General features: G+C 32.4%; 31 protein-coding genes, 1 pseudogene and 1 riboswitch. Of the genes and pseudogenes, 5 read left to right on the top strand and 27 right to left on the bottom strand.

Going from position 1 to position 25777, the window contains the following annotated elements:
• Window positions 1-74: 74 nt before the first annotated feature.
• Both EDD62_RS07060 and EDD62_RS07055 read right to left on the bottom strand, forming a co-directional pair.
• Window positions 75-971 carry a sensor histidine kinase gene (locus EDD62_RS07060; protein ID WP_123808076.1) on the bottom strand — a complete coding sequence of 299 codons (897 nt, stop codon included), beginning with the start codon at window positions 969-971 and terminating at the stop codon, window positions 75-77.
• 1 nt (window position 972) lies between these two features.
• Window positions 973-1647 carry a response regulator transcription factor gene (locus EDD62_RS07055; protein ID WP_123808075.1) on the bottom strand — a complete coding sequence of 225 codons (675 nt, stop codon included), beginning with the start codon at window positions 1645-1647 and terminating at the stop codon, window positions 973-975.
• A gap of 291 nt (window positions 1648-1938) precedes the next feature.
• Between EDD62_RS07055 and EDD62_RS07050 the strand changes: the two genes are divergently transcribed.
• The gene (locus tag EDD62_RS07050) at window positions 1939-2469 is read left to right on the top strand and encodes a hypothetical protein (protein ID WP_123808074.1); all 531 of its coding nucleotides are present in this window, start codon (window positions 1939-1941) and stop codon (window positions 2467-2469) included.
• A 284-nt stretch (window positions 2470-2753) separates the two neighbouring features.
• On the opposite strand, the gene EDD62_RS07045 is transcribed toward EDD62_RS07050, so the two are convergent.
• The 14 genes and pseudogenes from EDD62_RS07045 to EDD62_RS06985 all read right to left on the bottom strand — a co-directional run bounded on the left by EDD62_RS07045 (window position 2754) and on the right by EDD62_RS06985 (window position 11199).
• Complete coding sequence (locus EDD62_RS07045; protein ID WP_123808073.1) at window positions 2754-3203, bottom strand: DUF3021 domain-containing protein; 450 nt, start codon at window positions 3201-3203, stop codon at window positions 2754-2756.
• A complete protein-coding gene (locus tag EDD62_RS07040) occupies window positions 3200-3640 on the bottom strand; it encodes a LytTR family DNA-binding domain-containing protein (protein ID WP_123808072.1) in 441 nt (146 codons plus the stop codon). Before EDD62_RS07040 ends, EDD62_RS07045 begins: the two co-directional genes overlap by 4 nt.
• A 479-nt stretch (window positions 3641-4119) precedes the next feature.
• Window positions 4120-4857 carry a 23S rRNA (adenine(2058)-N(6))-methyltransferase Erm(45) gene (erm(45), locus tag EDD62_RS07035; protein WP_063844522.1) on the bottom strand — a complete coding sequence of 246 codons (738 nt, stop codon included), beginning with the start codon at window positions 4855-4857 and terminating at the stop codon, window positions 4120-4122.
• Window positions 4858-4973: 116 nt separating this feature from the next.
• Window positions 4974-5056 (bottom strand): annotated as a pseudogene (locus EDD62_RS09215) (23S rRNA methyltransferase attenuation leader peptide).
• Between the two features lie 201 nt (window positions 5057-5257).
• Window positions 5258-5788, bottom strand: coding sequence for a hypothetical protein (locus EDD62_RS07030; RefSeq protein WP_123808071.1), 531 nt, complete (start codon window positions 5786-5788; stop codon window positions 5258-5260).
• 348 nt (window positions 5789-6136) lie between these two features.
• On the bottom strand, window positions 6137-6391 hold the full coding sequence (locus EDD62_RS07025) for a hypothetical protein (protein ID WP_148086842.1): 255 nt from the start codon (window positions 6389-6391) through the stop codon (window positions 6137-6139).
• Window positions 6392-6660: 269 nt separating this feature from the next.
• Window positions 6661-8013 carry a DNA primase family protein gene (locus tag EDD62_RS07020; RefSeq protein WP_123808069.1) on the bottom strand — a complete coding sequence of 451 codons (1353 nt, stop codon included), beginning with the start codon at window positions 8011-8013 and terminating at the stop codon, window positions 6661-6663.
• On the bottom strand, window positions 7988-8848 hold the full coding sequence (locus EDD62_RS07015) for a primase alpha helix C-terminal domain-containing protein (protein WP_077141055.1): 861 nt from the start codon (window positions 8846-8848) through the stop codon (window positions 7988-7990). The genes EDD62_RS07020 and EDD62_RS07015 overlap by 26 nt, the downstream gene beginning before the upstream one ends.
• Before the next feature lie 139 nt (window positions 8849-8987).
• Complete coding sequence (locus EDD62_RS07010; protein WP_077141056.1) at window positions 8988-9239, bottom strand: hypothetical protein; 252 nt, start codon at window positions 9237-9239, stop codon at window positions 8988-8990.
• Window position 9240: 1 nt separating this feature from the next.
• A complete protein-coding gene (locus EDD62_RS07005; RefSeq protein WP_123808068.1) occupies window positions 9241-9585 on the bottom strand; it encodes a hypothetical protein in 345 nt (114 codons plus the stop codon).
• 19 nt (window positions 9586-9604) lie between these two features.
• Window positions 9605-9832 carry a hypothetical protein gene (locus EDD62_RS07000; RefSeq protein WP_077141058.1) on the bottom strand — a complete coding sequence of 76 codons (228 nt, stop codon included), beginning with the start codon at window positions 9830-9832 and terminating at the stop codon, window positions 9605-9607.
• A 13-nt stretch (window positions 9833-9845) separates the two neighbouring features.
• Window positions 9846-10121: a helix-turn-helix domain-containing protein gene (locus EDD62_RS06995; protein ID WP_123808067.1), complete on the bottom strand. Its 276-nt coding sequence runs from the start codon at window positions 10119-10121 to the stop codon at window positions 9846-9848.
• Window positions 10122-10294: 173 nt separating this feature from the next.
• Window positions 10295-10894, bottom strand: coding sequence for a BRO-N domain-containing protein (locus EDD62_RS06990; RefSeq protein WP_282957927.1), 600 nt, complete (start codon window positions 10892-10894; stop codon window positions 10295-10297).
• Between the two features lie 77 nt (window positions 10895-10971).
• Window positions 10972-11199, bottom strand: a complete 228-nt coding sequence (locus EDD62_RS06985) for a helix-turn-helix transcriptional regulator (protein WP_211329117.1) — start codon at window positions 11197-11199, stop codon at window positions 10972-10974.
• Between the two features lie 111 nt (window positions 11200-11310).
• Here EDD62_RS06985 and EDD62_RS06980 point away from each other — a divergent pair, with 111 nt between their 5' ends.
• From EDD62_RS06980 to EDD62_RS06970, 3 genes are read left to right on the top strand one after another with little or no spacing between them, the layout of a single operon-like run.
• Window positions 11311-12081: a helix-turn-helix domain-containing protein gene (locus EDD62_RS06980; RefSeq protein ID WP_077141061.1), complete on the top strand. Its 771-nt coding sequence runs from the start codon at window positions 11311-11313 to the stop codon at window positions 12079-12081.
• A 3-nt stretch (window positions 12082-12084) separates the two neighbouring features.
• Window positions 12085-13326: a tyrosine-type recombinase/integrase gene (locus EDD62_RS06975; protein ID WP_077141062.1), complete on the top strand. Its 1242-nt coding sequence runs from the start codon at window positions 12085-12087 to the stop codon at window positions 13324-13326.
• Between the two features lies 1 nt (window position 13327).
• Window positions 13328-14320 (top strand): Abi family protein, encoded by a 993-nt coding sequence (locus EDD62_RS06970; protein ID WP_123808066.1) that lies wholly within the window; start codon window positions 13328-13330, stop codon window positions 14318-14320.
• 215 nt (window positions 14321-14535) lie between these two features.
• Here EDD62_RS06970 and guaA read toward each other — a convergent pair whose 3' ends face one another.
• The gene (gene guaA / locus EDD62_RS06965; RefSeq protein WP_123808065.1) at window positions 14536-16077 is read right to left on the bottom strand and encodes a glutamine-hydrolyzing GMP synthase; all 1542 of its coding nucleotides are present in this window, start codon (window positions 16075-16077) and stop codon (window positions 14536-14538) included.
• A 19-nt stretch (window positions 16078-16096) separates the two neighbouring features.
• Entirely contained in the window at window positions 16097-17566 is a 1470-nt protein-coding gene (gene guaB / locus EDD62_RS06960; RefSeq protein WP_123808064.1) for an IMP dehydrogenase, read from the bottom strand.
• A 113-nt stretch (window positions 17567-17679) separates the two neighbouring features.
• Window positions 17680-17781: riboswitch (purine riboswitch) on the bottom strand.
• 305 nt (window positions 17782-18086) lie between these two features.
• Here guaB and EDD62_RS06955 point away from each other — a divergent pair.
• Window positions 18087-19001: a DUF2382 domain-containing protein gene (locus tag EDD62_RS06955; RefSeq protein WP_170152795.1), complete on the top strand. Its 915-nt coding sequence runs from the start codon at window positions 18087-18089 to the stop codon at window positions 18999-19001.
• Between the two features lie 96 nt (window positions 19002-19097).
• Here the strand turns inward: EDD62_RS06955 and EDD62_RS06950 are convergent, their stop codons facing one another.
• The 9 genes from EDD62_RS06950 to EDD62_RS06910 all read right to left on the bottom strand — a co-directional run bounded on the left by EDD62_RS06950 (window position 19098) and on the right by EDD62_RS06910 (window position 25768).
• Window positions 19098-19652, bottom strand: a complete 555-nt coding sequence (locus EDD62_RS06950; protein ID WP_123808062.1) for a YfbU family protein — start codon at window positions 19650-19652, stop codon at window positions 19098-19100.
• 215 nt (window positions 19653-19867) lie between these two features.
• Window positions 19868-20107, bottom strand: a complete 240-nt coding sequence (gene rpsR, locus EDD62_RS06945; protein WP_077141067.1) for a 30S ribosomal protein S18 — start codon at window positions 20105-20107, stop codon at window positions 19868-19870.
• A 31-nt stretch (window positions 20108-20138) separates the two neighbouring features.
• The gene (gene ssb, locus EDD62_RS06940) at window positions 20139-20723 is read right to left on the bottom strand and encodes a single-stranded DNA-binding protein (RefSeq protein ID WP_123808061.1); all 585 of its coding nucleotides are present in this window, start codon (window positions 20721-20723) and stop codon (window positions 20139-20141) included.
• 28 nt (window positions 20724-20751) lie between these two features.
• Window positions 20752-21042, bottom strand: a complete 291-nt coding sequence (gene rpsF, locus EDD62_RS06935) for a 30S ribosomal protein S6 (RefSeq protein ID WP_077141069.1) — start codon at window positions 21040-21042, stop codon at window positions 20752-20754.
• A 157-nt stretch (window positions 21043-21199) separates the two neighbouring features.
• Window positions 21200-22294 (bottom strand): redox-regulated ATPase YchF, encoded by a 1095-nt coding sequence (gene ychF / locus EDD62_RS06930; protein ID WP_123808060.1) that lies wholly within the window; start codon window positions 22292-22294, stop codon window positions 21200-21202.
• 30 nt (window positions 22295-22324) lie between these two features.
• The gene (locus tag EDD62_RS06925; RefSeq protein ID WP_170152794.1) at window positions 22325-23239 is read right to left on the bottom strand and encodes a mechanosensitive ion channel family protein; all 915 of its coding nucleotides are present in this window, start codon (window positions 23237-23239) and stop codon (window positions 22325-22327) included.
• Between the two features lie 15 nt (window positions 23240-23254).
• Window positions 23255-24163, bottom strand: coding sequence for a ParB/RepB/Spo0J family partition protein (locus EDD62_RS06920; RefSeq protein ID WP_123808059.1), 909 nt, complete (start codon window positions 24161-24163; stop codon window positions 23255-23257).
• Window positions 24156-24917, bottom strand: coding sequence for a ParA family protein (locus EDD62_RS06915; protein WP_077141071.1), 762 nt, complete (start codon window positions 24915-24917; stop codon window positions 24156-24158). Before EDD62_RS06915 ends, EDD62_RS06920 begins: the two co-directional genes overlap by 8 nt.
• A 17-nt stretch (window positions 24918-24934) precedes the next feature.
• Entirely contained in the window at window positions 24935-25768 is an 834-nt protein-coding gene (locus tag EDD62_RS06910) for a ParB/RepB/Spo0J family partition protein (protein ID WP_123808058.1), read from the bottom strand.
• Window positions 25769-25777 lie beyond the last annotated feature (9 nt).

The raw sequence follows: 25777 nt of genomic DNA, 5'->3' as shown, positions 1-25777 counted from the left end.
TTTAAGGGATAAAAATAAAGCAAGCCTTTATTTTTCCTTACAAAAGCTCACTTTAATCTTACAATATTGAAAGGTTAAGTCATTGGTCTATGAAATCTAATAGTGACCTCAGTGCCTTCGCCGTATGTCGAATTAATATTGATAGAATGATTCATTCGTTCTGCAATTGATTTCGCAATGTATAATCCAATACCGCTCGATTTTGTATTCAATCGACCATTATATCCTGAGTAGCCTTGAGTAAAAACTTTAGGTAAATCAGATGCACGAATTCCTATACCGTTATCTTGGATAATTAAACTAGATTCTTCCACCTTAAATTCAATCCAAACGTCACAACCTTCAGAATATTTTAATGCATTGTTTATTACTTGTTCAATCATAATTTTTGACCAATTGGCATCGGTTAAAACCTTTTCCGTAACAGGAGTATAATGCAACTTTGTCTTATCATGTATGAATTGGATCGCATATTTCTTAATAATCGGCTCAATCAACTCATCTATGGTTACTTCTTTTAGTACCATATCAGATTGTTCTTCAGTTAATTTTAAATAACTCAAAGCTAAGTTTGTATAATTATCGATTTCAAGCAATTGTTGGCGTACTTTGGGTACAGTTTGCTCTGACGGAGATTCTAACAACAATTTCGATGCAGCAATTGGTGTTTTTATTTGATGAACCCACGTTAAAAAGTATGATTGCATCTCTTTTCTATATTGAATATGATCTAACTCTAAACGCTTTATTTGGTTTTGCAGAATCTTAATCTGCTCCGATTTATTTATCTCACGTTGATAATTTAAATAATTCACAACGAAATAAATAAACAATATAAAAGTGATGATCGATAACCCTAACAAGTAGTATTCAACAGGTAGTTTTGAAGCAATAAAAATAAATAAAAAAATAAATAAAATTGTACAAACGATAACAAGTTCTCTTGCACAATGTTTTAAATAATCTTTCATACTATTCCACCACACGGTATCCTACATTTTTCTTCGTTTCAATGAAATCTACACAGTCTACTTTAGCTAATTTTTTACGTAACCGTGTCATATTAACCGCCAACGTATTATCATCAATATAATTAGATGATGACCAACATTCCTCGATTAACTCATCTCGTGATACGTAATTATTTTTTTGTCTAAACAACTTATTTAATATCAATAATTCTGTTTGAGTAAGCTCAACAGCAACATCATCAACATGAAGTTCAGCACGCTCTACAAATAATTCAATATTTCCTACGATAAGTCGTTGATGATCTTCCAAATTGAAATCATAAGTTCTTCTTAATAATGCCTGGATTTTACTTGTTAAAATCATCATATTAAATGGTTTTACAATATAGTCATCCGCACCCATCTGCATCGCCATGACTTGATCCATAGAGTCTGTTCTAGAGCTTATAAAAATAATAGGAACTTGTGAATGTTTCCGAATTTCTTGGCACCAGTGGAATCCATTAAAAATCGGAAGATTAACATCTAACAGAACAAGTTCAGGTTTCACATCCAAAAACTCTAACAACACTTGATCAAAGTGGCGACTAGCATTCACTTCAAAACCCCATGACAATAATTCCTGGGAAATACTTTCTCGGATTAATTTATCATCTTCAACAATCATAACCTTCATACAATCACACTTTCACTCATTGTTACTTAGTCTACATTTTCTCTTCTTTCTTCGAAAGATAATAAGCATAAATCAATATAACAACTGTAGGAACCATAGGTAATAAAAACAACGACCAATCATCTTTAATGATTGAACCAATACCAGTAAACACTATAATCAATAATGCATAAATCTATGCAATTCTTAAATACATAGTATCCTCCTCTTGATGTATTAGTACCTTAAGTATATCAAAGACATACAACTTTAGTATAATGAAATAGGATGGATGAAAAAGGGGGATTTTCTTTGTTTTTATTAAAACTAAGTCAGTATGATGTATCGCATGACGTCGGTTTATTTGAAACGGAAGAGGACATTTATTCATGGCTTAATAAAATTGAAAGTATTGAATTTCACAATGACTATCGAATTCAATACTCTAACTTAAAACCATATGAAGAGATTAGATGGAATGATAGCATCTTCATTTTATCGAAATACATGTTTTCAGAAGACGATGGTGATATTTATGCTGATTGGTATGAAATTAAAATTTTATCTGAAGTGGATGGTCTAGTCGATGGTCAAACTAAAGTGAGTAGTTACGTAGTGAACAATGATGAAGTTAAACGTTATATAGATGATTTAGAAGCATTGCAGCAATTTTTAATTAAACACTTTGAAAAAGATCAAGCTCAAATTTGTGGGCAAGGGTCTGAAGATGGATTATACTTACTCGTCAATGACGAATTTATTTGTCACTTAGAAGGTGAAGTATTAAATCAATGGCAACAAAAATCTTCTGAGCAACAATTCATTGATCAACTTTTATCATAATCAATATGATGCGCGTAAATTCAGTTTACGCGCACCATTTCTTTTATTTTTATCATTTTCATCATTATCGTGCGCGTATCTTCAGTTTACGCGCACCATTTCTTTCATTTTCATCGTTTTCATCATTATCGTGCGCGTATTTTCAGTTTGCGCGCACCATTTCTTTCATTTTCATCGTTTTTATCATTATCGTGCGCGTATTTTCAGTTTGCGCGCACCATTTCTTTCATTTTTATCATTTTCACCATTATCGTGCGCGTATTTTCAGTTTGCGCGCACCATATTTATTTCTTCAAGTCATTATTGATTTCTGTCACCAAATGTTTATTCCGTTGATATGTCCCAATCCACATTGCAACGTATATCACAATAAATATAATGATAAACGATACAATACTACCAACGTTTATTGGGAACCATCCTGCCAAAAATGCGAGGGGTAAAAATAAAAGTAACATGACTAAAAAATGAACGATCGTTTGCTTTGTAAAACTCCAATCGGTTTTTGTAAATATGTTATTACCGTATGTGAATAAGATACCAATGAATGCCCACAGAACTACAGCAATGATCATGACGATTGTTTCATTGAATCTTTCATAATATACTTCACCCATAAACGATACAGGATTCATTGGATAATAATCACCTTTTGAAAAAATGAGTGATGTAATAATAGAGAGTATGACACCAATCAATACTCCCGTTTGAATTGCATGAATTAATTTTTTCATAATGATAATCTCTCCTTTATTGTTTTTAAATATCGTCTTGAAGCGTATGTGACGTTGCCATTTTTCATATACAATTTCACCATTCCGTTCGGCTCAAGTTTCAAATGATCAATGAATTCCAAATTAATAATCTCTGACTTCGAAATTCTGACGAACTGTTGGCCAACGCTATCTTCAATTTGATATAACCGTTCACTCATCACTAATTGCTGATTTTTTGCCGTAATAGCGTGAACAATTTTATCAATGACGATAAACTGTACAACATTCTGTAAGTCAATCGGATACACGTGGTCATTAAGCTTCCCGTTAAATCTTGGCTTATTAAATCGATACTCAACTTCTTGAATAAACTCTGTCAATTCTGGTGTCATTTGTTTTGCTGAGACTGTAATCTTTTCTTCGGCATCTGGGTTAATATTCATCTCTATTTTCATCACATCACTCCTCTCTTCACTATTATTAAACCATGATTTGATCAGTTATTATATAGAATTCCACTAAGTGGTATGTATTCCGTTCTAAGTGGTTATAAATGAGTACACATCAAATAGTTTGACACTCTTTTGCCCTCTTTTGATCAATAAAAGCATAATAAAAAGCCTTCAAACATTAGTTTGAAAGGCTTTCTATGTCTAGACGTTACTATTCCCACTCAATCGCTAACTGCTATTTTAGAATTTCCTCAGAGTTTCAAAAACCCTTATATCAAGGCTTTGAAGCGATCACTTTTTTAATTTACGTTTCCAGGGGTTGCCCATTGTTTTATAAATCTGCCCATTTTCTGCCCATTATAATATGCACTTGTGTTAATTTAATAATATTACCTTTGAAAATTTATAGAATAATCACTTTATACTATAATTTATATAAAAAGCCCACCTATTTCAATACTAGGAGGGCTCAATTATTACACTTATTTTCGTGGATTGAATAATATATAACTTTCAAAAACTGATAATACTTGTTCATAACTTATTTTATTAAGGTCTTTTATCCTTGCATGTTTCAATGCTTGATGATACTGATTTTTAGTGAATAATTTTGAATACTCTTTATTAACCCACTTTGATATAAAAAACTCATATTTTTTCTTATGTTTATCTTTTATATCTGATATGTGTCTTGTAAGTTTTATTAAAATACAATTTACTTTTGGCTTTGGGTGAAAACTTCCAGCAGGTATAGGTAACAATTGTTGTATATAAACCTGTGTTTGTAGTTGCAAACTTAGAGTTCTACGAGTATCTATCATTCTTTTGTAGAAACCTTCTTCTACAATAAAATACATCTCAGAAGCTTGGCTTCTAAATACTGCATCTTTCACGATTTGAGTACTTATATTGAATGGTATGTTACCAACTATCTTATATTTTTTTCTATACGGATAATTGAATTGTAAAATATCTTGATTGATTAGAGTAACTCTACTATTATCTTGTAACTTATTCGAAGAAAGTTCATATAATTTTTTATCTAACTCTATTGAATAAACATGCTTACATTTTTCTGCTAATTTAGAGGTCAGATGACCTTTACCAGTTCCAACCTCATAAATTATGTCATTCTCATCTATATTTATTTGTTTCATTATATTAGATAATAATTTTTCGTTTGTAATAAAATTTTGAGTAAACTTAATATTTTGATTCATGTAATCACTCCGATAGTGATTACATCGATAAACAAATAGATAGCTTAATAATTTATATGTAATTTTAATTGCCCTTGGACCTTAACACGAATTGTCATTTAATTCATTTATATTATTTATTTATCTGCGTAATCACTGTTTTTTGTTTGTATAAAACAGTAGATAATTTATCTACATTACGCATAATGAACACTAGCATGACTATCCCTCCTTAAAAATTACATATATTTAGTATTATTTCAGCTATAGAAATGATTATAACAAATATACATAAAAGAATATATCTATTATTAATGTTGAATACTATTTACTAACAACTTATAAAAAACAAAATTACGAATAATAACATTTATATTGGTAAACTATTTTAAATAAGATTTTTTACTTATTAATTTAACAATTAATTCCCTGTTCTTTTAAGCAATGTTCCTACCATTGCTATAAATTTTTTTTGTGCCTTTAATTGTGCCATTTCATATTTGCTCTTTATTTTCTCATACGTTTTATAATGCATGTTTTTAGGTTTCCAAGGACATGGCGTATGTGTGATTGTATCTAATTTAAAATTAGGATCTAACATTCTACCGTATCTATATAATAGGTGTGCTTCATAGTCCATCTGTGTTTTAGTTGCCTGTTGTGATATGTAATTGAGTTCCAAGCAATGTCTACACCCTGTTATATTGTCTTTAGTTGGGTTTGGTATTGTATAAATCTTTGTAACACGTCTACCGCATTTATAACACCTAAAGAAATATCTAATACCATAACCAACCTTAACGCCTTCTACATAGCATGGAATTTTAAATTCAGTAAAGTTTAACCCTTTCTTTTGTACCCCTGTAAACTTCTCACCGGTTACTTCCATATCATCTATACATATTTCTAGTAATTCTTTGGTGTACCATTTTCTTTGTCTTGTATACACCATGTTATCCCTCCATTTTTTCTTATATACGTGGAAACACCTAAATATATTGAGAAATGTAGCTTTTCTTTGTGAAATAATACTATTTAAAACTCTCCGAAAATTAGCATTTTGTTGCATTGATAAACTAAAGAAATACAGTAATATCAACGGTTGAAGCTGTTTTTATTAATGTTGATTATTTATTTGTGAAATTTGTGTGCAATCTTATATATTACTTTGTAACTTAAACCATTGATATATAACGATACATCTTATATTTTTGATAATTTTTTTATGCTTATTTGCACATTTTTGACTAGTAAATAAGACCTTAATACCTATTTCAGTGTATTAAAGTCTTATTTATTTCTATGCTTCGCTTCCTGGTGCTTTATAGCACACTAGAATTTTACTAGTAAAGCCACCGCTTCCCTCATCAAAATCACCATCTATCATTGGTGTAATACTATAGATAGTATGATCCATCAAGAAGCGGTTTACACGCTCCTGGTATTCCTTTTTGTTTTCATATCGTTTCGTTTCCGTCATATTAAATATAGGGTTATAGTATGGCTTTGTTTCTACTCTTTCACGTTCAAATATCCTTACTTGTACATTTTCCATGTATATCACCTTTCTATCTGTATTCTGCTTATGTGGTTATACACATTAAACAAGTGGAATACGTTTTAAGCCTTTCATATCAGTGGTTTATAGCATTTGTATAACGTAATAACGTCTTTTTCTTCAAAAACCTTTATATATTTACTTATACTTATATATAAATAATAGTTTTTAGCCGATAAGTCGTTATGTGGTTATACAAAGTCTTTAAAAGCCTTTTATATCAATGTTAAAACGTATTCGTAATGTATAACGTGTATTCGTCTTTATTAAGGTTTTGTGTATTTTCTATAAGGTGTCGGTATTCCATTCACACGCTTAGATGATTGTTTCACTTCTAAGCCATATACTTTATTGAGTTCATTAGTAAGGTACTTAGCTGATTTACTTTTAAGACCATTACGTTCTAGCCACCATTTAAAATGTTCAAATACTTCTGTCTTATCCTGGTCAACTACTTTATTAATACCTATATCTTCTACAAACTCTACTACTATGTTATTTTCTTTTTGATAGTCTTGTAATGCTTTCTTGACCGCTTCCGGCTCTGTAAACTGTTTATGTTCCATAACTCTTTGTAAGCCTTCTATGGCTAAATTAAATAGATGTGAGCGTACTATATGATTATCTAACTTCTCAACTATGGATAAATCTAAATTGCCTTTCTCTTTGCTGAATGTATTCATAAATGGAATGATGATTAAACGCCTATATAGTCCATGTGTTGTGTCTTTAATATTAGGTAATTGGTTACTTGAATACATCAATGTGGCGTAATTCTTTAGTGGTAATGGATCTTGATATTTTCTATTACAATATATCGGGTCACCTGTAACTAGCTTCTTAAAGTTTTCCGCTTCTTCTATGCGTGTAGCAGAAATATCGTCACCGATTGCCACCATCTTATTAAGCAGACCAAACAACTTAAATTCATGTTGCGTGTCCTGTAGGCTTAGTGGCGTTATGTTATCATCACCAAAGAATTGATATAGCAAACTAAACCATGTGGACTTCCCGTTGCTTCCTGGTGCGTACAAGATAAAACTTTTTTGCATGAATGTACTGGCATATAAGCCATAACCTACACTTTCTTCTAGTAGCTTCCTAATATCCTTATCATGATTAGATATTTCATTTAAGAAGCGGTTTAAATCTTTACTATAGGCTTCCTTATCGTAAGTAATGTTTACATAGTTTGTTATGACATAGTTACTATGACTTTTATCTAATTGCATAGTTTCAATATCAAACACGCCATTTTTCATAGCTATGTAACGTGGGCTAGATCTATGCCCCTGTTTTGCTCTAGCCATCAAACTGTAAAATACTTCTTTACGTTGGTTTTCTTTTATTATCGGCATTTCTTCTACTAATATTCTTCTAAACTTATTCATATCTACATATACATAGTGTGTATCTTCAAAGTAATGTAGTGCGTCACCGTCTAATATAGTAAATTTATAACGTTGTAGCATGTATTGGGCAAACTCATCATGTAGGAACGTTCCGCCATCAAAAAAATCTGAAGTACCTTTTTCAAACTTTATTATTTTTGTATTATGTTCTTTTCTGATTTCACTAGCAAACTCTATTAATTCAGTCGGTTTCTGCTTTTTTGTCATAAGTGATTATCTTTCCTCCTCCATTGATGTGTTTCTTTATTATGCTATCTAACGTCTTTTGAAATTCTTCATTACTCATTACTTCATCATTGCACTGGTTCCAACACCATAGCAGACCCGTAACCGCTTCTATCGGTACACCACGATATAACAATAGTCCTGTAATACTGGCTAAACTGCTATTACGTTGCCCTTCACCAACGCCATAACATATTTCAGACCACCAACTTACATCACGTTTAGACGGTTTAACCGTAAAGCTAAAATCATTCTTTTGTGTATTATGCTCAATTGCTTTAATTAATGTATCGGTATTGAGTAGTGTTGTCTTACTGTACTCAAATACTCTAGGTGATGTATCTGTCTTAAGTACCTGTCTTGCTTGTGCCTGACTAAGTGTCTTACAACTTTGGTCGCATGTCACACCTAGTACCTTATCTATTTCATCAATAGCATACTTATAATATTCATTTTGAAGTGGTTTAGATAACGGTACTACTAGCCTTAATCTAGGGTTATCTACAGTATGATTATGAGTAGAGAACAATATATAACTTGCTTTAAATTTATCTTTAATGATTTGCGGTAAATCTGTACCAGGCGTTAGATCATCATAATCAATTACAAGACAATGTTTATTAATGATATTACTGTCTTGCCTATGACTATCCGACATCTCACCTAATATAAATAAACCACCTTCATACTTATTACTTGATACCGTACTATATTCTAAATACTTTACTAACTCATCAAAGGTAAATGCTTCACTACCTATATATGATTGGGCTTTTAAGCTACCGTAATGATTTACTACAAACTTTGTATTTTCCATAATTCCACACGCCCTACACATGTTATAATTAATACAAAGGGCTTCCCCTTTCTGATAAAATACAAGTAAGGACTATATAAAATAGTCCTTGTTTTGATTGTCCTGGTTACATATTCGCTTTGGTCGGTTGATTATGTAACTAGGCTTTTTCTTTATTAATTTCTTCATCTAAACGCTCTATATCTTTTTGAATATCACTTATTAATGTAGTCGATATATATAAATCTTGGTTAACTTCCTTCATGTATTCATATGCTAATCTGTTTTGTTGGCACCATGTTGTCCCTAATGAAGTTTCAATACTTTCTAAGTGATTATGTTCATGGTGGTTTAAAGCATTTAATTTCATTTTTAATTGTTCAATCATAATTTTTACATCTTCGTTTATCATTTTATTCTTCCTCCCATAAGTCATTCATTGATATATAATTGCTTAATTCCGTATTAATCATAGAAAGTACCCTACCTATGTTATATGTGGCATTAATACGTTCTATTTCCATGCCTTTATTTGTATTGTTCATCTCTTTAGGTACTATGAAGCTTATTACCTTACATATTTCTTCAATCGCTAAATATATTTCTTTTATTGTCAAATCGCTTTCTATTGTTTTTTCTTGATACATTCTTATGTTATCTGTTGTTTTAATAAACTGCTTAACCGCTTCTAATTCAGTTGTTACATCTGAAAACATTACCATTTTGCTAAACTCAATCATGTTATTTACTTCTTGCATTGTATTAGCCCTCCGTATATTAAATTTCTAGTCTTTCTAACGTACTTCTTATTTGTAATAAAATATTTTCATTCACTAACTTTAGGTATTCATTTTCCGATACAACCTTTGTAAATTCCATTCCACCTGGTAGGTTGAATTTGATATGATATTCACCATTTAAGTGGCTAGATTGATAAGCTACATCACTTAAAACATTACTTATTAATGATTTAATATCTCTTAAAAGTTCTTCTTTTTTATCCATTTCTTACTCCTCCTTATAAGTATTTTTTGTGCTTACTTCTTAAAAACTCTACAAATGTATCTATATGTACCAGGGTCATTGTTGCGGACACATCTACACATATACGTCCTTTAAACTCCGGCATTTCTTCGGCTTCTTTAATGAAGCGGTAACATGTTGCTTTACTTACATTGAATAGCTTAGGTAAAGTACTAATCTTGCAATAAATCATCTTTACCGGTGCTACTTGCTCATCTTTTAATACTGTATTGCTAGGGTGTGGTGTCGGTAGTTCAATTACATTAGTCATTTAATGCACCTCCATTGTATTTTTTATATGCTTCATAAGTGAAAAAAGCTAACATACAAAAATATATGATCGTGTATTGATTGTTTATATCTTTGCTTAATGTGTCGCTAATACAAATAGATATGAAGCAATACATAAATAATTTAAGTATTAATATCATTTCTTATACCTCCTTATGCGGTTTTAACTTGATTAAGAATACTATCGTAAATTGTCTTTGAAATAGATAAGTTCAATTTATATTTTTCATTCATAATCATTAAGTTGGTTACTTCATCAAGTAATTTCTGTCTATCCTGTAACATGTCCGGTGTCATATCTTCTTTACTTATCATCTTAGGAAGTCCATATATGATACTGATAGCTTTATTAGTGATTGAATTAGCTTTGATACTGTTGTACTTTACCGCTTCTTTATCATCACTTCTAAGGGCTTCATACAAGTGTTTCATGGCTTCTTTTTGATGTTCTTTGTCTAACATTCTGAACACCTGGAATCCTTCTAAACCGTTGTTATGGCGTAAAGATTTAATGACTTCAAATATCCAATTTTGAAATTCTACCGCTTCATCTTTATTACTTCTCATTACTAACCTGTAGATACCTTTTTCGCTTAAAGTATTTACTATTTGAGTACCGCCAGGGGTGTCGTGTTTCGCTACCCCCTTATCATCATCACTTACATGGCGTTTAATTGCGTCATTATGGTTAGAATATCCCAAAGCTTCTGTTACGTCTTTAGCTACCGCCCACCATTCAGAATTAACTTCAATGAAGCGGATAGAATGACCGTTTCATATTTCTGTTTTCATTAGTTAGCCTCCTTTATCTCAAAATGAGATATTGATATTCAAAAAAATAAATCTTTAATCTCTGTATTAAAATTTTGAGATAATATTTTCATTTCATAATCATGGAAAGGGTATCTCCCTTTTTCTTTTAATTCATATTGCCTTCTCTCAAGACCTATTAATTTTGCCACTTCAGTAGTCGTCATTTCTTTTTGTAACCTAATTTCTCTTAACTTCTTTTTAGCTATAAGATTTTCAGTTTTTAAAACTTTCTTATTTTTAATCAATAATATCCCTCCTCAGAACAAATTATCTCAAAATGAGATATATAAGTCAATAGAAATATCTCATATTGCGATATTTATATCTAGGTGTTAAAATTATGAAGAGGTGTATATATGGAAAATAAATATTTGGGTAATGTCATAAAATCTTTTAGGACAGCTTTGAAAATGACTCAAAAAGATGTTTCTCAAAAAACTGGATTTAGTCAAAATACAATTTCTAACCATGAAAATGGTAATAGATCAGTAGGTATTAATGAATTAAGTAAGTATTTAAATGCTTTGACAGTTAACGATTTTAGGTTTTCACAATCAACTTTTTTTGAAATTGCTGAAGATTTAAAAAAGAATGGTTCAAGTGTTATTTTAAATAATATTAAATTGTTTTTAAAAATTTATGAATACGTAACTTATGCTAGAAATAATGATTCAGATATTTATTATTATCATGATGATTTAGATAGAGAAGCAATCAAGATTTTTAACATTATTTTAGGAACTAAATACAATGAAGACAATATTACTTATGAGTTTATTTTAGATATATATAAACAAATTTTATCCATAGAAATAAATAAAAGTGATCCTAAATTAGTGGAAGATAATAGAAATTTAGCACTAATTAAAATGACAAAGTTTAATAAAGAATTTTTAAATTTTGGATTTAATGAGCCTAAAACACATAACGAAATTATTAATGCTATTGGTAAGACATTTGATTTAGAAGAACAGTCTTTAGAACTTGGTAAATTGTTAAAGGATATTCCTAATTATACTTATGATTATTTAAAAGGGCGACCAATGTATAAAACATATACTGAAAAATTTCCGCAAGAAATAAGAGAAGCTAGAGAATATCTTAAAAGTTTATTAAAGGAGGACTAGCCTATGTGGTGTGAGGAGTTCCAGGATAAGCATGGCGTTACTAAGTACCGCTTCATTGAGAAATACAAAGACCCTTTAACTGACAAGTGGAAGCGTACTAGTGTTGTAATGAATAAGAACACTAAGCCATCACAAAAAGAAGCGGAAAAGCGTTTAAATGAGAAGATACAAGCTAAACTAAATGACAAAACACCATCAAAGCTTAAAACTCTTACTTTCCACCAAGCATGTGATGAGTGGTTTGATAACTATAAAATCATATCGGGATCTAAACAATCGACTATATCAACTAAGTATTACAAAGTAGAACATATTAAGCGTAATATTGATAAAGATATTTTAGTTAAAAATATGAACACTAAGACCTTCCAGGACTTCATAACTTCCGCTTCTAAAGATGATTTAAGTCATAAAGTAATTAAAGACGCTATGAGTATTATTAGAAATATCATGAAACATACACAAAAACGTTATAAACTTGATGACATATCATATTTAGATGATGTTGTAATACCTAAACAAGCTAAAACTAGAGATGAGATAAAAGCAAAGCGTGAAAATTATTTAGAAATATCAGAGATACAATTAATTGTGGATAAATTAAACGATATAGCCACTTCTAAGCGTACTGGATACATGAAGCTATCATTTATTATGACTGCTTATATCGTTGAGTTTATGGCCTTAAATGGTATGCGTATTGGTGAATGTTTAGCAATACAACCAAATAATATAGACTTTGATAAATCTACTTTAGAAATAGACGGTACAATCCATTGGATAGATGAAACAGATGGAAGCGGTCATGGTGTGAAGGATACGACAAAGACGGAAGCGTCATATAGAAAAATACTTCTTACAACTAGAAGCCTGGATATATTGCGTAAAGCTATGTTAGAAAACAAGAAGGCTAAACAGTGGGATAGCAATTACAACGATAGAGGGTTTGTATTTACTAATCATTATGGTAACCCTATGGCTCTATCATCTGTAAACCGCAATATTAAATTAGCAGTAGAAAGCATAAAGGATAAAGACGGTAAACAAATCATTACAAAGCACATTACCACTCACACACTAAGACATAGCCATATATCATTACTTAGTCAATTAGGTGTATCACTCAAAGCCATTATGGAACGTGTGGGACATACAGATCATAAAACAACATTACAAATATACAGTCATGTTACTGAACAAATGGATAAAGACATGATGAGTAAATTAGAAGCGGTGGGAAGGTAGATTGGGAAATAAGCCTAAAACAACAGATGGACTCATGCGACATATGAGGGATAATAAAAAATTAAATATCGGTGGTAGTAAACAGAAAAGACAATTGAGAAATATAGGGTACTTCCATGGGTATAAAGGCTATAATTTTTATCAACGTAAAGAAAATGATTTATCTTATAGTGAGTTTACAGAGTTACATGCATTGTATGAGTTTGACACCGAAATTAAGACTTTATTCTATAGACATGTTATGTTTTCTGAAACTGCTATAAAAAATCGCATTCTAGAAATTATACATAAAGAATCGGGATATGATTTGGAGCCACTATTCGAAAAAGTCCTAATTGATTACAAAAAACATGCACCAGGGCATAAAGAATACAAAAAGAAATTAGCACAAACACTTAGACTAAGAAAAGATATTTATGAAAAAATCCATGAAAATTGTAATACAAAACCTTATATTTCTCATTATATTTATGATGATCGTCCTGTACCAGTATATGCAGTATTTGAATTACTTACTTTAGGTAACATGGTATTTCTAACAAGATGTTTAAAAGACACTATGAAAATTAACCTTCTTAAAGACTTAGATTTATTTATTACATCATTTGAAAAGAATGAAAAAATTATTGGTGATTTGATTGATTGTTTAAAAGGCCTTAGAAATGCTATTGCCCACAACGGAGTTTTATATGATTGCCGTTTTAAAGATAATAGTACGGGAAAGCAACTTACAGAGTATTTTAATGTTAAAATGAAAGTGAAAAACCTTGAATTTAATAGAATTGTAGATTATCTAGCTGTAATCATATTAATATGTTCCTCTCTTGGTTATTCAAAGACGGAATTAAAACGTATCGTTAGAGAATTTGAAACTAGTTTAAACAAGTTAAGGAATGAACTAAAACACAATATCTCTGTATATGATAAGATAATTGGTACAGACGTCAGAACCAAAATTAATCAAATTAACACCTATATTAATAATATCTCTTGATTTAATATTTAAGAATGATATATAATGATAAACAAATAGCGGTGCATATCTGCGGAATGCACTTGAGGTTGACTGTTGCGACGGTCACCTCTTTTTTTATGTCTGTATATCTGCTTTTCTCACACTTTGCCCATTTTCTGCCCATTTTTTAATTTAATAAGCACAAAAACAACCCTATAACCATTGTGGTTAAAGGGTTTCTTGTTTTTATACTTCTATTCCCACTCAATCGTTGCGGGTGGTTTTGAAGTAATGTCGTAGACGACTCTATTAATATGGTCAACTTCATTTACGATTCGGCTTGAAATGCGTTGAAGGACTTCCCAATCGATACGCGCGAAGTCGCTTGTCATTCCGTCAATGGATGTGACGGCTCGGATACCGACTGTGTAGTCATACGTTCGGTAATCTCCCATCACACCTACACTTCTGATGTCAGGTAATACCGTGAAGTATTGCCAAATATCACGTTCTAAACCTGCTTTAGAAATTTCATCGCGTAATATTGCGTCACTCTCACGAACGATCTCTAATTTCTCTTCAGTAATTTCACCGAGTACACGAATCCCGAGTCCTGGTCCTGGAAATGGCTGTCTCCATACGAGGTGCTCTGGTATTCCGAGTTCGATACCTAGCGTACGCACTTCATCTTTAAATAATGTATTTATCGGTTCGATCAATTCAAACTCCATATCTTCCGGTAAACCTCCGACATTATGGTGTGATTTGATCGTTTGAGCAGTCTTCGTTCCAGATTCAATAATATCAGTGTAAAGAGTTCCTTGTGCTAAAAATTCAACACCTTCTAGTTTAGCCGCTTCATCATCGAATACATATATGAATTCATTTCCGATGATTTTACGTTTCTTCTCTGGATCAGATACGCCTTTAAGTTTTTCCATGAATCGATCTTTCGCATCTACGCGAATGATATTCATGTTAAATCCTTCAGCGAAATGTTCCATTACCATGTCACCTTCACCTTTACGCAGTAAGCCATGGTCAACGAAGATACATGTCAATTGATCACCAATTGCTTTATGAAGTAATACGGCAACGACACTTGAGTCAACTCCACCACTCATCGCACACAATACTTTTTTATCTCCTACTTGCGATCTGATCTTATCAATTTCAATATCAATGAAATTCTCCATCGTCCATTCACCTGTACAGTTCGCGATATTTCGAATGAAGTTCCTTAACATATCGTTCCCATACTCGGTATGTCTTACTTCTGGATGGAATTGAACACCGTAAAATTGTTTGTCACGATGAACAACTGCTGCATTCTCACAATGTGGATTGTGTGCGATCACTTCGAATCCTTTCGGAATGTCGATGACTTTGTCACTATGACTCATCCATACAGTCTGTTCTTGAGGTAGCGCTTTGAATAGTGTTTGATCATTGATAGAAATCGTTGCTCGACCGTATTCACGTTCATTGGCACGTTCTACTTTACCTCCAAGCTTATGCATCATTAACTGCATCCCGTAACAAATACCTAAAATCGGTATATTTAAATCAAAAATTCCTTCATCAATATCAAACATATCATCAGCATAGACTGAGTTCGGTCCACCTGATAATATAATTCCTTGTGGATTTAATTGTTTGATTTCTTCTACTGTAATTTCATGGTCATGCAGTTCACTATATACACCCATCTCACGAATACGTCTCGTGATGAGTTGGTTGAACTGACTACCGAAGTCCAACACTAAGATTAATTCTTGCTCTTTTGCCATTTCCATTTAACAGGCCCCCTATCAATTATAATGAGTAATTCGGTGACTCTTTTGTAATTTGAACATCATGTGGATGTGATTCTCTAAGTCCAGCACCTGTCATTTTAATAAATTGTGCTTCTTCACGTAATGCTTCTAAGTTTGAACTACCAGTGTATCCCATACCGCTTCTTACACCACCGATTAATTGATAAATTGTATCTGCCAACGGCCCTTTATATGGTGTTCTTCCTTCAATACCTTCTGGTACGAATTTCTTTGCTTCTTTATCTTCTTGGAAATAACGATCTTTACTGCCTTGTTCCATCGCACCAAGTGATCCCATGCCGCGATATACTTTAAACCTTCTACCTTGGAATATCTCCGTTTCACCTGGTGATTCTGTTGTACCTGCTAATAAGCTTCCTAACATCACTGCATGCCCTCCAGCAGCAAGTGCTTTTACGATGTCACCTGAATATTTGATTCCACCATCTGCGATAATCGCTTTACCATGTTTACGCGCTTCAGTCGCTGCATCATACACTGCTGTAATTTGAGGGACACCGACCCCAGCGACAACACGAGTTGTACAAATTGATCCTGGTCCAATCCCAACCTTTACGACGTCAACACCTGCTTCGAATAATGCTTTCGTACCTTCTTGTGTTGCAACATTTCCTGCAATTAAGTTCACTTGTGGGAACTTCTCACGAATATCTTTAATCGCATCTAATACACCTTTACTATGACCATGAGCAGTATCAATCACTAATGCATCAACACCTGCTTCGACAAGCTTAGACGCTCTAAGTTCTGTATCTTTACTAATACCAATCGCAGCGGCTACAAGTAATCGACCTTGTTCGTCTTTTGCTGCATTTGGAAATTCAATCACTTTCTCGATATCTTTAATCGTTATAAGACCTTTTAATTTATTTTCATCGTCAACAAGAGGAAGTTTTTCAATTTTATGTTTTTGTAAAATTTGTTCTGCTTCTTTTAATGTTGTGTTTTCTTTTCCAGTGATTAAATTTTCACTCGTCATGACATCTTTAATTTGCATTGAGAAATCTTCAATAAAACGCAAATCACGGTTTGTTAAAATGCCAACCAGTGTCATTGATGATTCATTATCAACGATTGGCACACCTGATATACGGAATTTTGACATTAAATGTTCTGCAGCATACACTTGTTCATCTGGCGTTAAGAAAAATGGATTCGTGATGACACCATTCTCACTACGTTTTACCTTTAACACTTCGTCCGCTTGCTTCTCAATAGACATATTCTTATGAATGACACCTAATCCACCTTGACGCGCCATTGCAATTGCCATTTTGGCTTCAGTCACTGTATCCATGCCCGCACTAATAACAGGTAGATTCAATTTTAGAGACGGTGTTAATTCAACACTTAAATCGATATCCTTTGGTAACACTTCGGAATGAGCAGGAACTAATAATACATCATCGAAAGTTAAGCCTTCTTTTTTGAACTTATTTTCAAACATTTTGTATCCTCCTTTTAATATGACTCATTTAAATAAAGTTGATCTCACTACTTATTATAATGAATAAAAGCATTTACTATAAACAAAAAGAGCATCACACCAAATAAAACGTTGTGACACCCTAATTTACTCATAGTCATCTAATTTACGGTTAGATGGTAGAAACGTCTTAGCCTTATTCTAAGGATTATATGAGTATCACATGATTAAAAATGATTACTAATGAATATAGCATTTCACCCCTACATTTTCAACCGTATATTGTAAACTCATTGATTAAAATTCAATAATATTATTGAAAAATTTAAAGAAAATAATTGTATTGAAATAGTGTGCTAAAGTGCACCATTATAGATTTTTTTCAATTTTAATCTAATTTTCATATTGACAAATTTGAAATTTTATTGTTTATCTATTCAGTTGTTGGGTATCTATATAAGCAAGTTAGCAAAAATAAGATTCAATAATTAAGCTAACAGCTCGAATATACAAATAAATCAAATCTATGGAGGTTATATTTATGGAACGTTATATTCAAAGTTTTAGTGACAAAGAAAGTTTATCAAGAGCTATCGATACATTACTTGGGAACAAAACGAATACAAATAATATAAAAGTTATTACTCCGAACAACGACATTGATACGTTGAACACTCAAGGCATTCAAGTTGAGAAAGCTGAACCAGCATCATTCGGAGATAAAATAAGTGCCTTCTTTACTGGTGAAACACCAACAACAGGTACATTAGATAACATTGACTTATCTCGTGAAAAGCAAGAACGTTACGAAAATGAATTAAACCAAGGTCATTATTTACTAATCAACAAAAATGGTTATGCAGATGACAATCGTCATGAATCAAATGATGTTGGTGTAACAGCTCATGATTCTCGTATTAACAATGGTGAACGTCACGACTTCGATCGTGTGGATGAACAAGATCACCGTCTTACAGATGACACAATCAATACACGTAATGAGTATGATAATGGATTCGGTCGTGAAGAAGTTCGTCATAACAACACTGACTTAGATCGTGACCGTCATGTTGATCATTCTAATGAAGAATCTGTAACTTTACATGAAGAAGAATTAAATGTAGATAAAGATCGTGTGCAAACTGGTGAAGTTCATTTAGACAAAAACGTTGAAACACGTCGTGAGCAATTCGACGTACCTGTAGAACGTGAAGAAGTTATAGTAGAACGTCGTTCAGTAGATCCTGACCGCGATGCAGGTCATACTTCATTCGATGAAGATGAAGTGACAATTCCAGTTCATGAAGAGCGTGTGAACGTTGAGAAAGAAACTGTCGCGAATGAAGAAATCGTAATTCGTAAAGAAAAGCATCAAGATACAGTACATGTTGATGAAGAATTACGCCGTGAAGATGTAGACGTTGATGATGAGCAAAATCATAATCATCGTAGATAATCACATCACCATTAATGTTTCATTATAAATAATCAATTGTGTGTAAATTAACTATAAAAATCGCCAAGAAACCATACTGAGTTTCTTGGCGATTTTCTATTGTGCCCTTTCTATCGTTTGATTAATCATAGAATACTTTCCACTTAAAATATATATAATCCACTCAATCGATAACGATTGATCAATTCCTTTATATCGTATATATCGCCGATATATTGATATATAATCAGTTAAACTCATATTGTTACCATTGAATACTTTGGCAAAATCATTAATATTCAAAGCTTTATCATGGTTAAATTTCAATAAATATTGGTAATATGTATTGTATGCAATTTCGTCATGTCGACTGAATCCATTAAATGCATATTGATTAAATAATGCATAGTATTCTTCCATGACGATTGCATGATTTGTTAAATATCTATAGATATCATCATACATATTGACTATATTTAGTACCTCTTGACTCACGTCTGTAGTGACCACTTCGTCATCAGGTGTAATTTCAGCAAAAATATCATTATAATGATATTCAATACCCTCTTTTAGAATATAAGCACACTCTTCATAATAGTCTTTCTTAGTTTCATCAAGCTTAGACAATAATTCATAACACAACATCTTTGTATGTCTTTGAATTAATTCCACCGGACTACTTCCCTTCTATTATATATGTAAATATACATGTAAAACACCAAATAAAACGAATGTCACCCCTTCCATATCTGACTAAAACAATCATATATTTATAATAAATACATGTCAAGCAAAATAATTATCCTTACATGTTTTACATAATATAGGTGAGAACCAATAAAAATAAAAAGGCTATCCTTAATAAGGATAGCCTTAAAAAATAAATATTATGCCTCATCTTTAACATACGGTAATAAAGCCATATGACGAGCACGTTTGATTGCTTTCGTTAATGGACGTTGATACTTCGCTGAAGTACCTGTTACACGACGTGGTAAAATTTTACCACGCTCAGAGATAAATCTCTTTAATAATTCTGTGTCTTTGTAATCGATATGGGTAATTCCGTTTGAAGTGAAATAACATACCTTTTTACGACGACGTCCGCCTCTTCTTGGACCTGCCATTTGAATTCCTCCTTACGTATAAAATTGATTTTTAGAATGGTAAATCATCATCTGCAAGGTCTACTGGACCTCCGCTATTTTGATTTGATGCATTGAAGTTGTTATTCGAATTGTTTGCTTGCTCTAGATCCTTAAATGGATTTTGAACGGGTGCATTGTTATTCTGTTTGTTCTGATTGAATGCATTGTTTTGGTTATTATAATTATTGTTATAATTATTATTTCCATTATTGTAGTTATTATTATAATTGTTGTTGTATTGACCATTATTAGATTGACTTGAGTTATTATTAGAACCTTTAGGCTCTAAAAATTGAACACTATCACATACAACTTCAGTCACGTACACACGTTGACCTTCTTTATTATCATAACTTCTAGACTGCAATCTTCCATCTACACCGGCAAGACTTCCTTTAGAGAGATACGTGTTAACATTCTCTGCTTGTCTTCTAAAGACTACACAGTTAATGAAGTCCGCTTCTCGTTCACCTTGTGCATTTGTAAATGTTCTATTTACAGCCAAAGTAAAGTTTGCAACTGATACACCAGATTGAGATGTTCTAAAATCAGGATCACGTGTCAGACGACCAACAAGCACAACTCTATTTAACATTTCAGCATCTCCTGTTCATTCATGTTTATTATTTTTCTTCTTCGCGTACAACGATGTGTCTTAACACGTTATCGTTGATTTTGATTAGACGATCGAATTCATGAGTTGCTTCAGGCGTTGCGTTAACTTTAATGATTCTATAAAAACCTTCTTTATAGTCATCAATTTCATAAGCTAATTTACGCTTACCCCACTCTTTAGACTCGATGATCTCCGCATTGTTATTTGTTAAAACATTATCGAAGTATTCAACAACTTCTTTCATTGTTGCTTCTTCAACATCTGGTTTAATGATGTATAAAATTTCATATGCGTTCATCTCTTTACACCTCCTTATGGACTTAAACGGCATACATCTCTATGTATGCAAGGAGTAACATTACATTACTCACAATATAAAATTATAACATCTAAACAATGTTAGTTCAATCTAAAATTTTATTATTTCATTATTCGTATTCTTATAAATCGTTGACTTAAACATTAAACCTAAAGTGAACTACATCTCCATCTTTCATAATGTATTCTTTCCCCTCAAGTCTAACTTTACCTGCTTCTTTCGCCTCAGCTTCACTACCATGTTCTAATAAATCATCGTATGAAACAACTTCTGCACGGATAAATCCTTTTTGGAAGTCTGTATGAATAATACCTGCACATTCTGGTGCAGTCATACCTTTTTTAAATGTCCATGCTCTAACTTCTTGTACACCTGCAGTAAAGTACGTTGCAAGTCCTAACAAGTTATAAGAAGCATTAATCAACTTATCTAACCCTGATTTATCTAGCCCTAAATCTTCTAAAAACATATCTTTCTCATCATCTTCAAGTGTTGCAATTTCTTCTTCTATCTTTGCACACACTACGATAACTTCTGATCCTTCGTTGCTTGCAAATGCTTTTATCTCATCTAGATATTTATTCCCTTCTAGTAAGTCTTCCTCACTGACATTCGCAACATAGAGCATCGGTTTCATCGTGAGTAAATGCATATGTTTAATGATTTCTTTATCATCATCATTCAACTCGATAGCACGTGCTGGTGTGTTATTTTCAAAGGCTTCTTTTAGCTTTGTTAACGTTGCCACTTCTTTCATCGCATCTTTATCTTTTTGTCGCGCCATTTTTTCAACTCTTGGAATTCTTTTATCCACCGATTCCAAGTCAGCAAGTATTAATTCTAAATTAATAACTTCAATATCATCAATCGGATTCACTTGGCCTGAGACGTGTGTGACATTGTCATCTTCAAAGGCTCTGACAACCTGACAAATCGCATCGACTTCACGAATATGTGATAAGAACTTATTCCCAAGTCCTTCGCCTTTTGATGCACCTTTAACGATCCCCGCGATATCAGTGAATTCAAAGCCTGTTGGTACTGTTTTTTTCGGTTGTACGAGTTCTGTTAATTTATTCAAACGCTCATCCGGTACGTCTACAATACCGACATTTGGGTCAATGGTTGCGAATGGATAGTTTGCTGCAAGCGCTCCTGCTTTTGTAATAGCGTTAAATAACGTTGATTTTCCTACGTTCGGTAATCCGACAATTCCTGCTGTTAGTGCCATAATATTCTCCTTTGTTCTCTCTTATATTCTTTATTTTATATGCTGATTTAATACCATCTGTTGTAGTGGTTTTTTGAACCCATTTTCTTCTAAATGTTTCTTAGCATCTTTACGTATAGCACGCTCTATTCCATAATGTTGATTTGGTAAACATTCTGCAATGACTTTAATAGTACTCACACCATAAGAGATATCATCTACCCCTAAAATTTCTGGAGGAGCAACAAGTTCATGATAATGATTTGGCATCTCTGCAAATAATTCTTCCAAACTTTTCATCGCTTCATCTATATCATCATCGGTATTAACTGGTATCTCAGAAACAGCAATGATGTTAGACATTGAATAATTTACAACTTCCATTATACTCCCGTTTGGTAATATTGTGATTTCACCTGTGATGGATTTTACTCTAGTCGATCTAAGTCCTAATGATAATATTGTGCCTTCCGCAATCAATGAACCGCTGCTATTGATTTTAACATAATCTCCGACCGAAAACTGATTCTCAAATAAAATGAAAAAACCTGTAATAACATCCTTCACTAAACTTTGTGCTCCAAACCCAACGGCTAAACCAATAATTCCTGCTCCGGCCAAAAGCCCACGAATCGGTACACCAAAAATGTCAAATATCGCTGTAATTGCAATAAACCAAACTGCATAGATAGATATATTTCGTAATAACTCTACCAGTGTTTCATCGCGTTTTTTTGCGGATAAATTTTTATTCTTATTACCTATATTGAATACTTTCTTAATCATAGTTTGAAGAATTTTAATAATAATAAGTGCTGCAATAATGATCATCAACGACCAGACAACATTCATAAATACTCCAACCCAAAATTCGCTATCTTTAAATGGTGCGGTGAGCCTTTGCAATATCGATAGACTCTCTTTAACTTCATCTTTTGTATTTTCAACAGCCTCATTTGCGGTCAAAATTGTATACATTTCTTATTGTTCACTTCCATTCATAAATGTATCAATTAATCTTTTGAATTCCTCTTCATTTTTGAAAGAAAATGAAATTTTACCTTTTTTATTTTTATTGGATATTTCAACATCTGTTCCAAACTGTTTCTTTAATATCTCTTCTTGCTTTAAGATAAATTGAGGCTTAGTATTATTTACGCTTCTATTGTTTGATTCTCTGTCTTTATCCTTATCTTTTGGTGATACAAACTTAGGTCCTTGGTGTTCATTAAGTTCCTCATTCAACTGTTTCACGTGAAACTCTAACTGCCTGACACTCATCTTTTCTTCAATAATTTGTTGTGCAACTTTAGATTTATCGATTTGATTATTCAATGATAGTAATGTCCGACCATGACCACCACTTATTTTGCCTTCATTAATTAACTTTTTTACGTCATTAGGAAGTTGTAGTAGTCTAAGCATATTTGCGATATATGATCTACTTTTACCAAGACGTGTCGCAACTTCTTGTTGTGTAATATTAAGTTTATCCATTAATGTTTCATAGCTTCGTGCTTCCTCTAACGCTGTTAAATCTTCACGCTGTAAGTTTTCTATGACTGCTAGTTCCATCATTTGTTTTTCACTCAACGTTTTAACAATCGCAGGGATTGAATTTTTCCCAGCAAGTTTGGAAGCTCTGAAACGTCTTTCTCCTGCGACAATTTCAAATCCTTTAACTGATTTTCTCAAAATAATCGGTTGTAGTACACCATGAGTTTTTATTGAGGATGCAAGATCATTTAATGCGTCTTCATCAAATTCCGTTCTCGGTTGATAAGGGTTTACTCTAATTTCACTTAGTTTAACAGTCTCAACAAGTTCATCATCATGTTTATCCATAATGATTGCCCCTAGACCTTTCCCTAATCCTCTTGGCTTAGCCATGATTAATGACCTCCTCAGCTAATTGCATATAATTTTTTGCACCGGTTGAATTTGAATCATAAACGTGTATTGGCTGCCCGAAACTTGGTGCTTCACCTAATCTGATATTTCTTGGAATGACTGTATTATAGACTTTTTCACCAAAGTAAGCTTTAACTTCTTCTGTCACTTGAGTTCCTAAATTTGTTCTAGCATCAAGCATTGTCAGAAGTACACCTTCTATTTCAAGTGCTTTATTCAAATGTCTTTGAACGAGTTTAATCGTGTTTAATAGTTGACTTAACCCTTCTAATGCATAGTATTCGCACTGTACAGGAATTAAAATTCCATGAGATGCTGTAAAAGCATTAATCGTTAATAATCCTAACGAAGGCGGACAGTCAATAATAATGTAGTCATATGATGTTGACAATTCACTAATTGCTCTTTTTAATCTGACTTCTCTACTCATCGCAGAGACAAGTTCTATCTCAGCACCTGCTAGATTAATATTCGCTGGTACACAATCTAATCCATCTATTTCAGTGGATACGATTGCATCATTCATCGAATAATCATCAACCAACACATCATAAATTGATAGTTCTACTTCTTCTTTATCGACACCTAAACCACTTGTTGCATTTCCTTGTGGATCGGCATCAATCATCAGCACTTTTTTATTTTTTGCAGCAAGAGAAGCACTCAAGTTGACTGCCGTAGTTGTTTTACCAACGCCACCCTTTTGGTTTGCAATACTCATTATCTTCGTCATAATTTAAACTCCTTAAATTAAGAATGATAAATTTTATATGTAACTTCTGTATACTCCGGATGTTCAATTGATGATTTCTCTATTTGAACACCTTGATCCTCATATTTTTGGACTGAACGCTCTATTTTACTAACAACATCTTTAGAAGTAATCTCATTTTTGTCGTTTTGAGTTCTTTCCTCATCATCTATTGTATCATTTTTTGTTTCATGTGAAACATTAATACGTTGTTCTAACTGTTTTACAGTAAGACCCTCTGTGATAACTTCGTTCAAATATTGTATTTGTAGCGGCTCAGATAGTGAAATCATTGCTCTAGCATGACGTTCACTAATTTTAAATTCATTAAGTGCTTGTATTACTGGTGTTGAAAGCTTAAGTAGTCTCACCTTATTTGCAACGAAAGATTGGCTTTTCCCAAGACTTAATGCAAGCTCTTTTTGTGTAATCTGACTTAAACTCATTAAGCTTAAATAGGCTTTTGCTTCTTCTATTGCAGATAAGTTCTCGCGTTGAATATTTTCTATTAATGCAATTGCTGCTGTCTCTTGATCATCTAAATTTTTTATAATACATTGTACTTTTGTAGCTCTGTTCATTTTAGATGCTCTAAACCTACGCTCACCAGCAATAATTTCGAACATGTCTTCTTCAATGGGTCTAACAACTATTGGTTGAAGTAAACCGTGCTCTTTAATACTGTCAGCAAGTTCACTTATTTTCGTTTTATCGAAATGAACACGTGGTTGATATCGGTTTGGAACGATTTTTTCTATTGCAATATAAGTAACTTCTTCTTGGTCATTTGTTTGTTGTTTTAAGTTAAATAACTTTGAGAATGGTTTTTTCATTCAATCACT

The sequence above is a fragment of the Abyssicoccus albus genome (genome assembly GCF_003815035.1).
Taxonomy (GTDB): Bacteria; Bacillota; Bacilli; order Staphylococcales; family Abyssicoccaceae; genus Abyssicoccus; species Abyssicoccus albus.
Note: the sequence above shows the minus strand (reverse complement) of the source record. Positions and strands in the feature narration are given on the sequence as shown.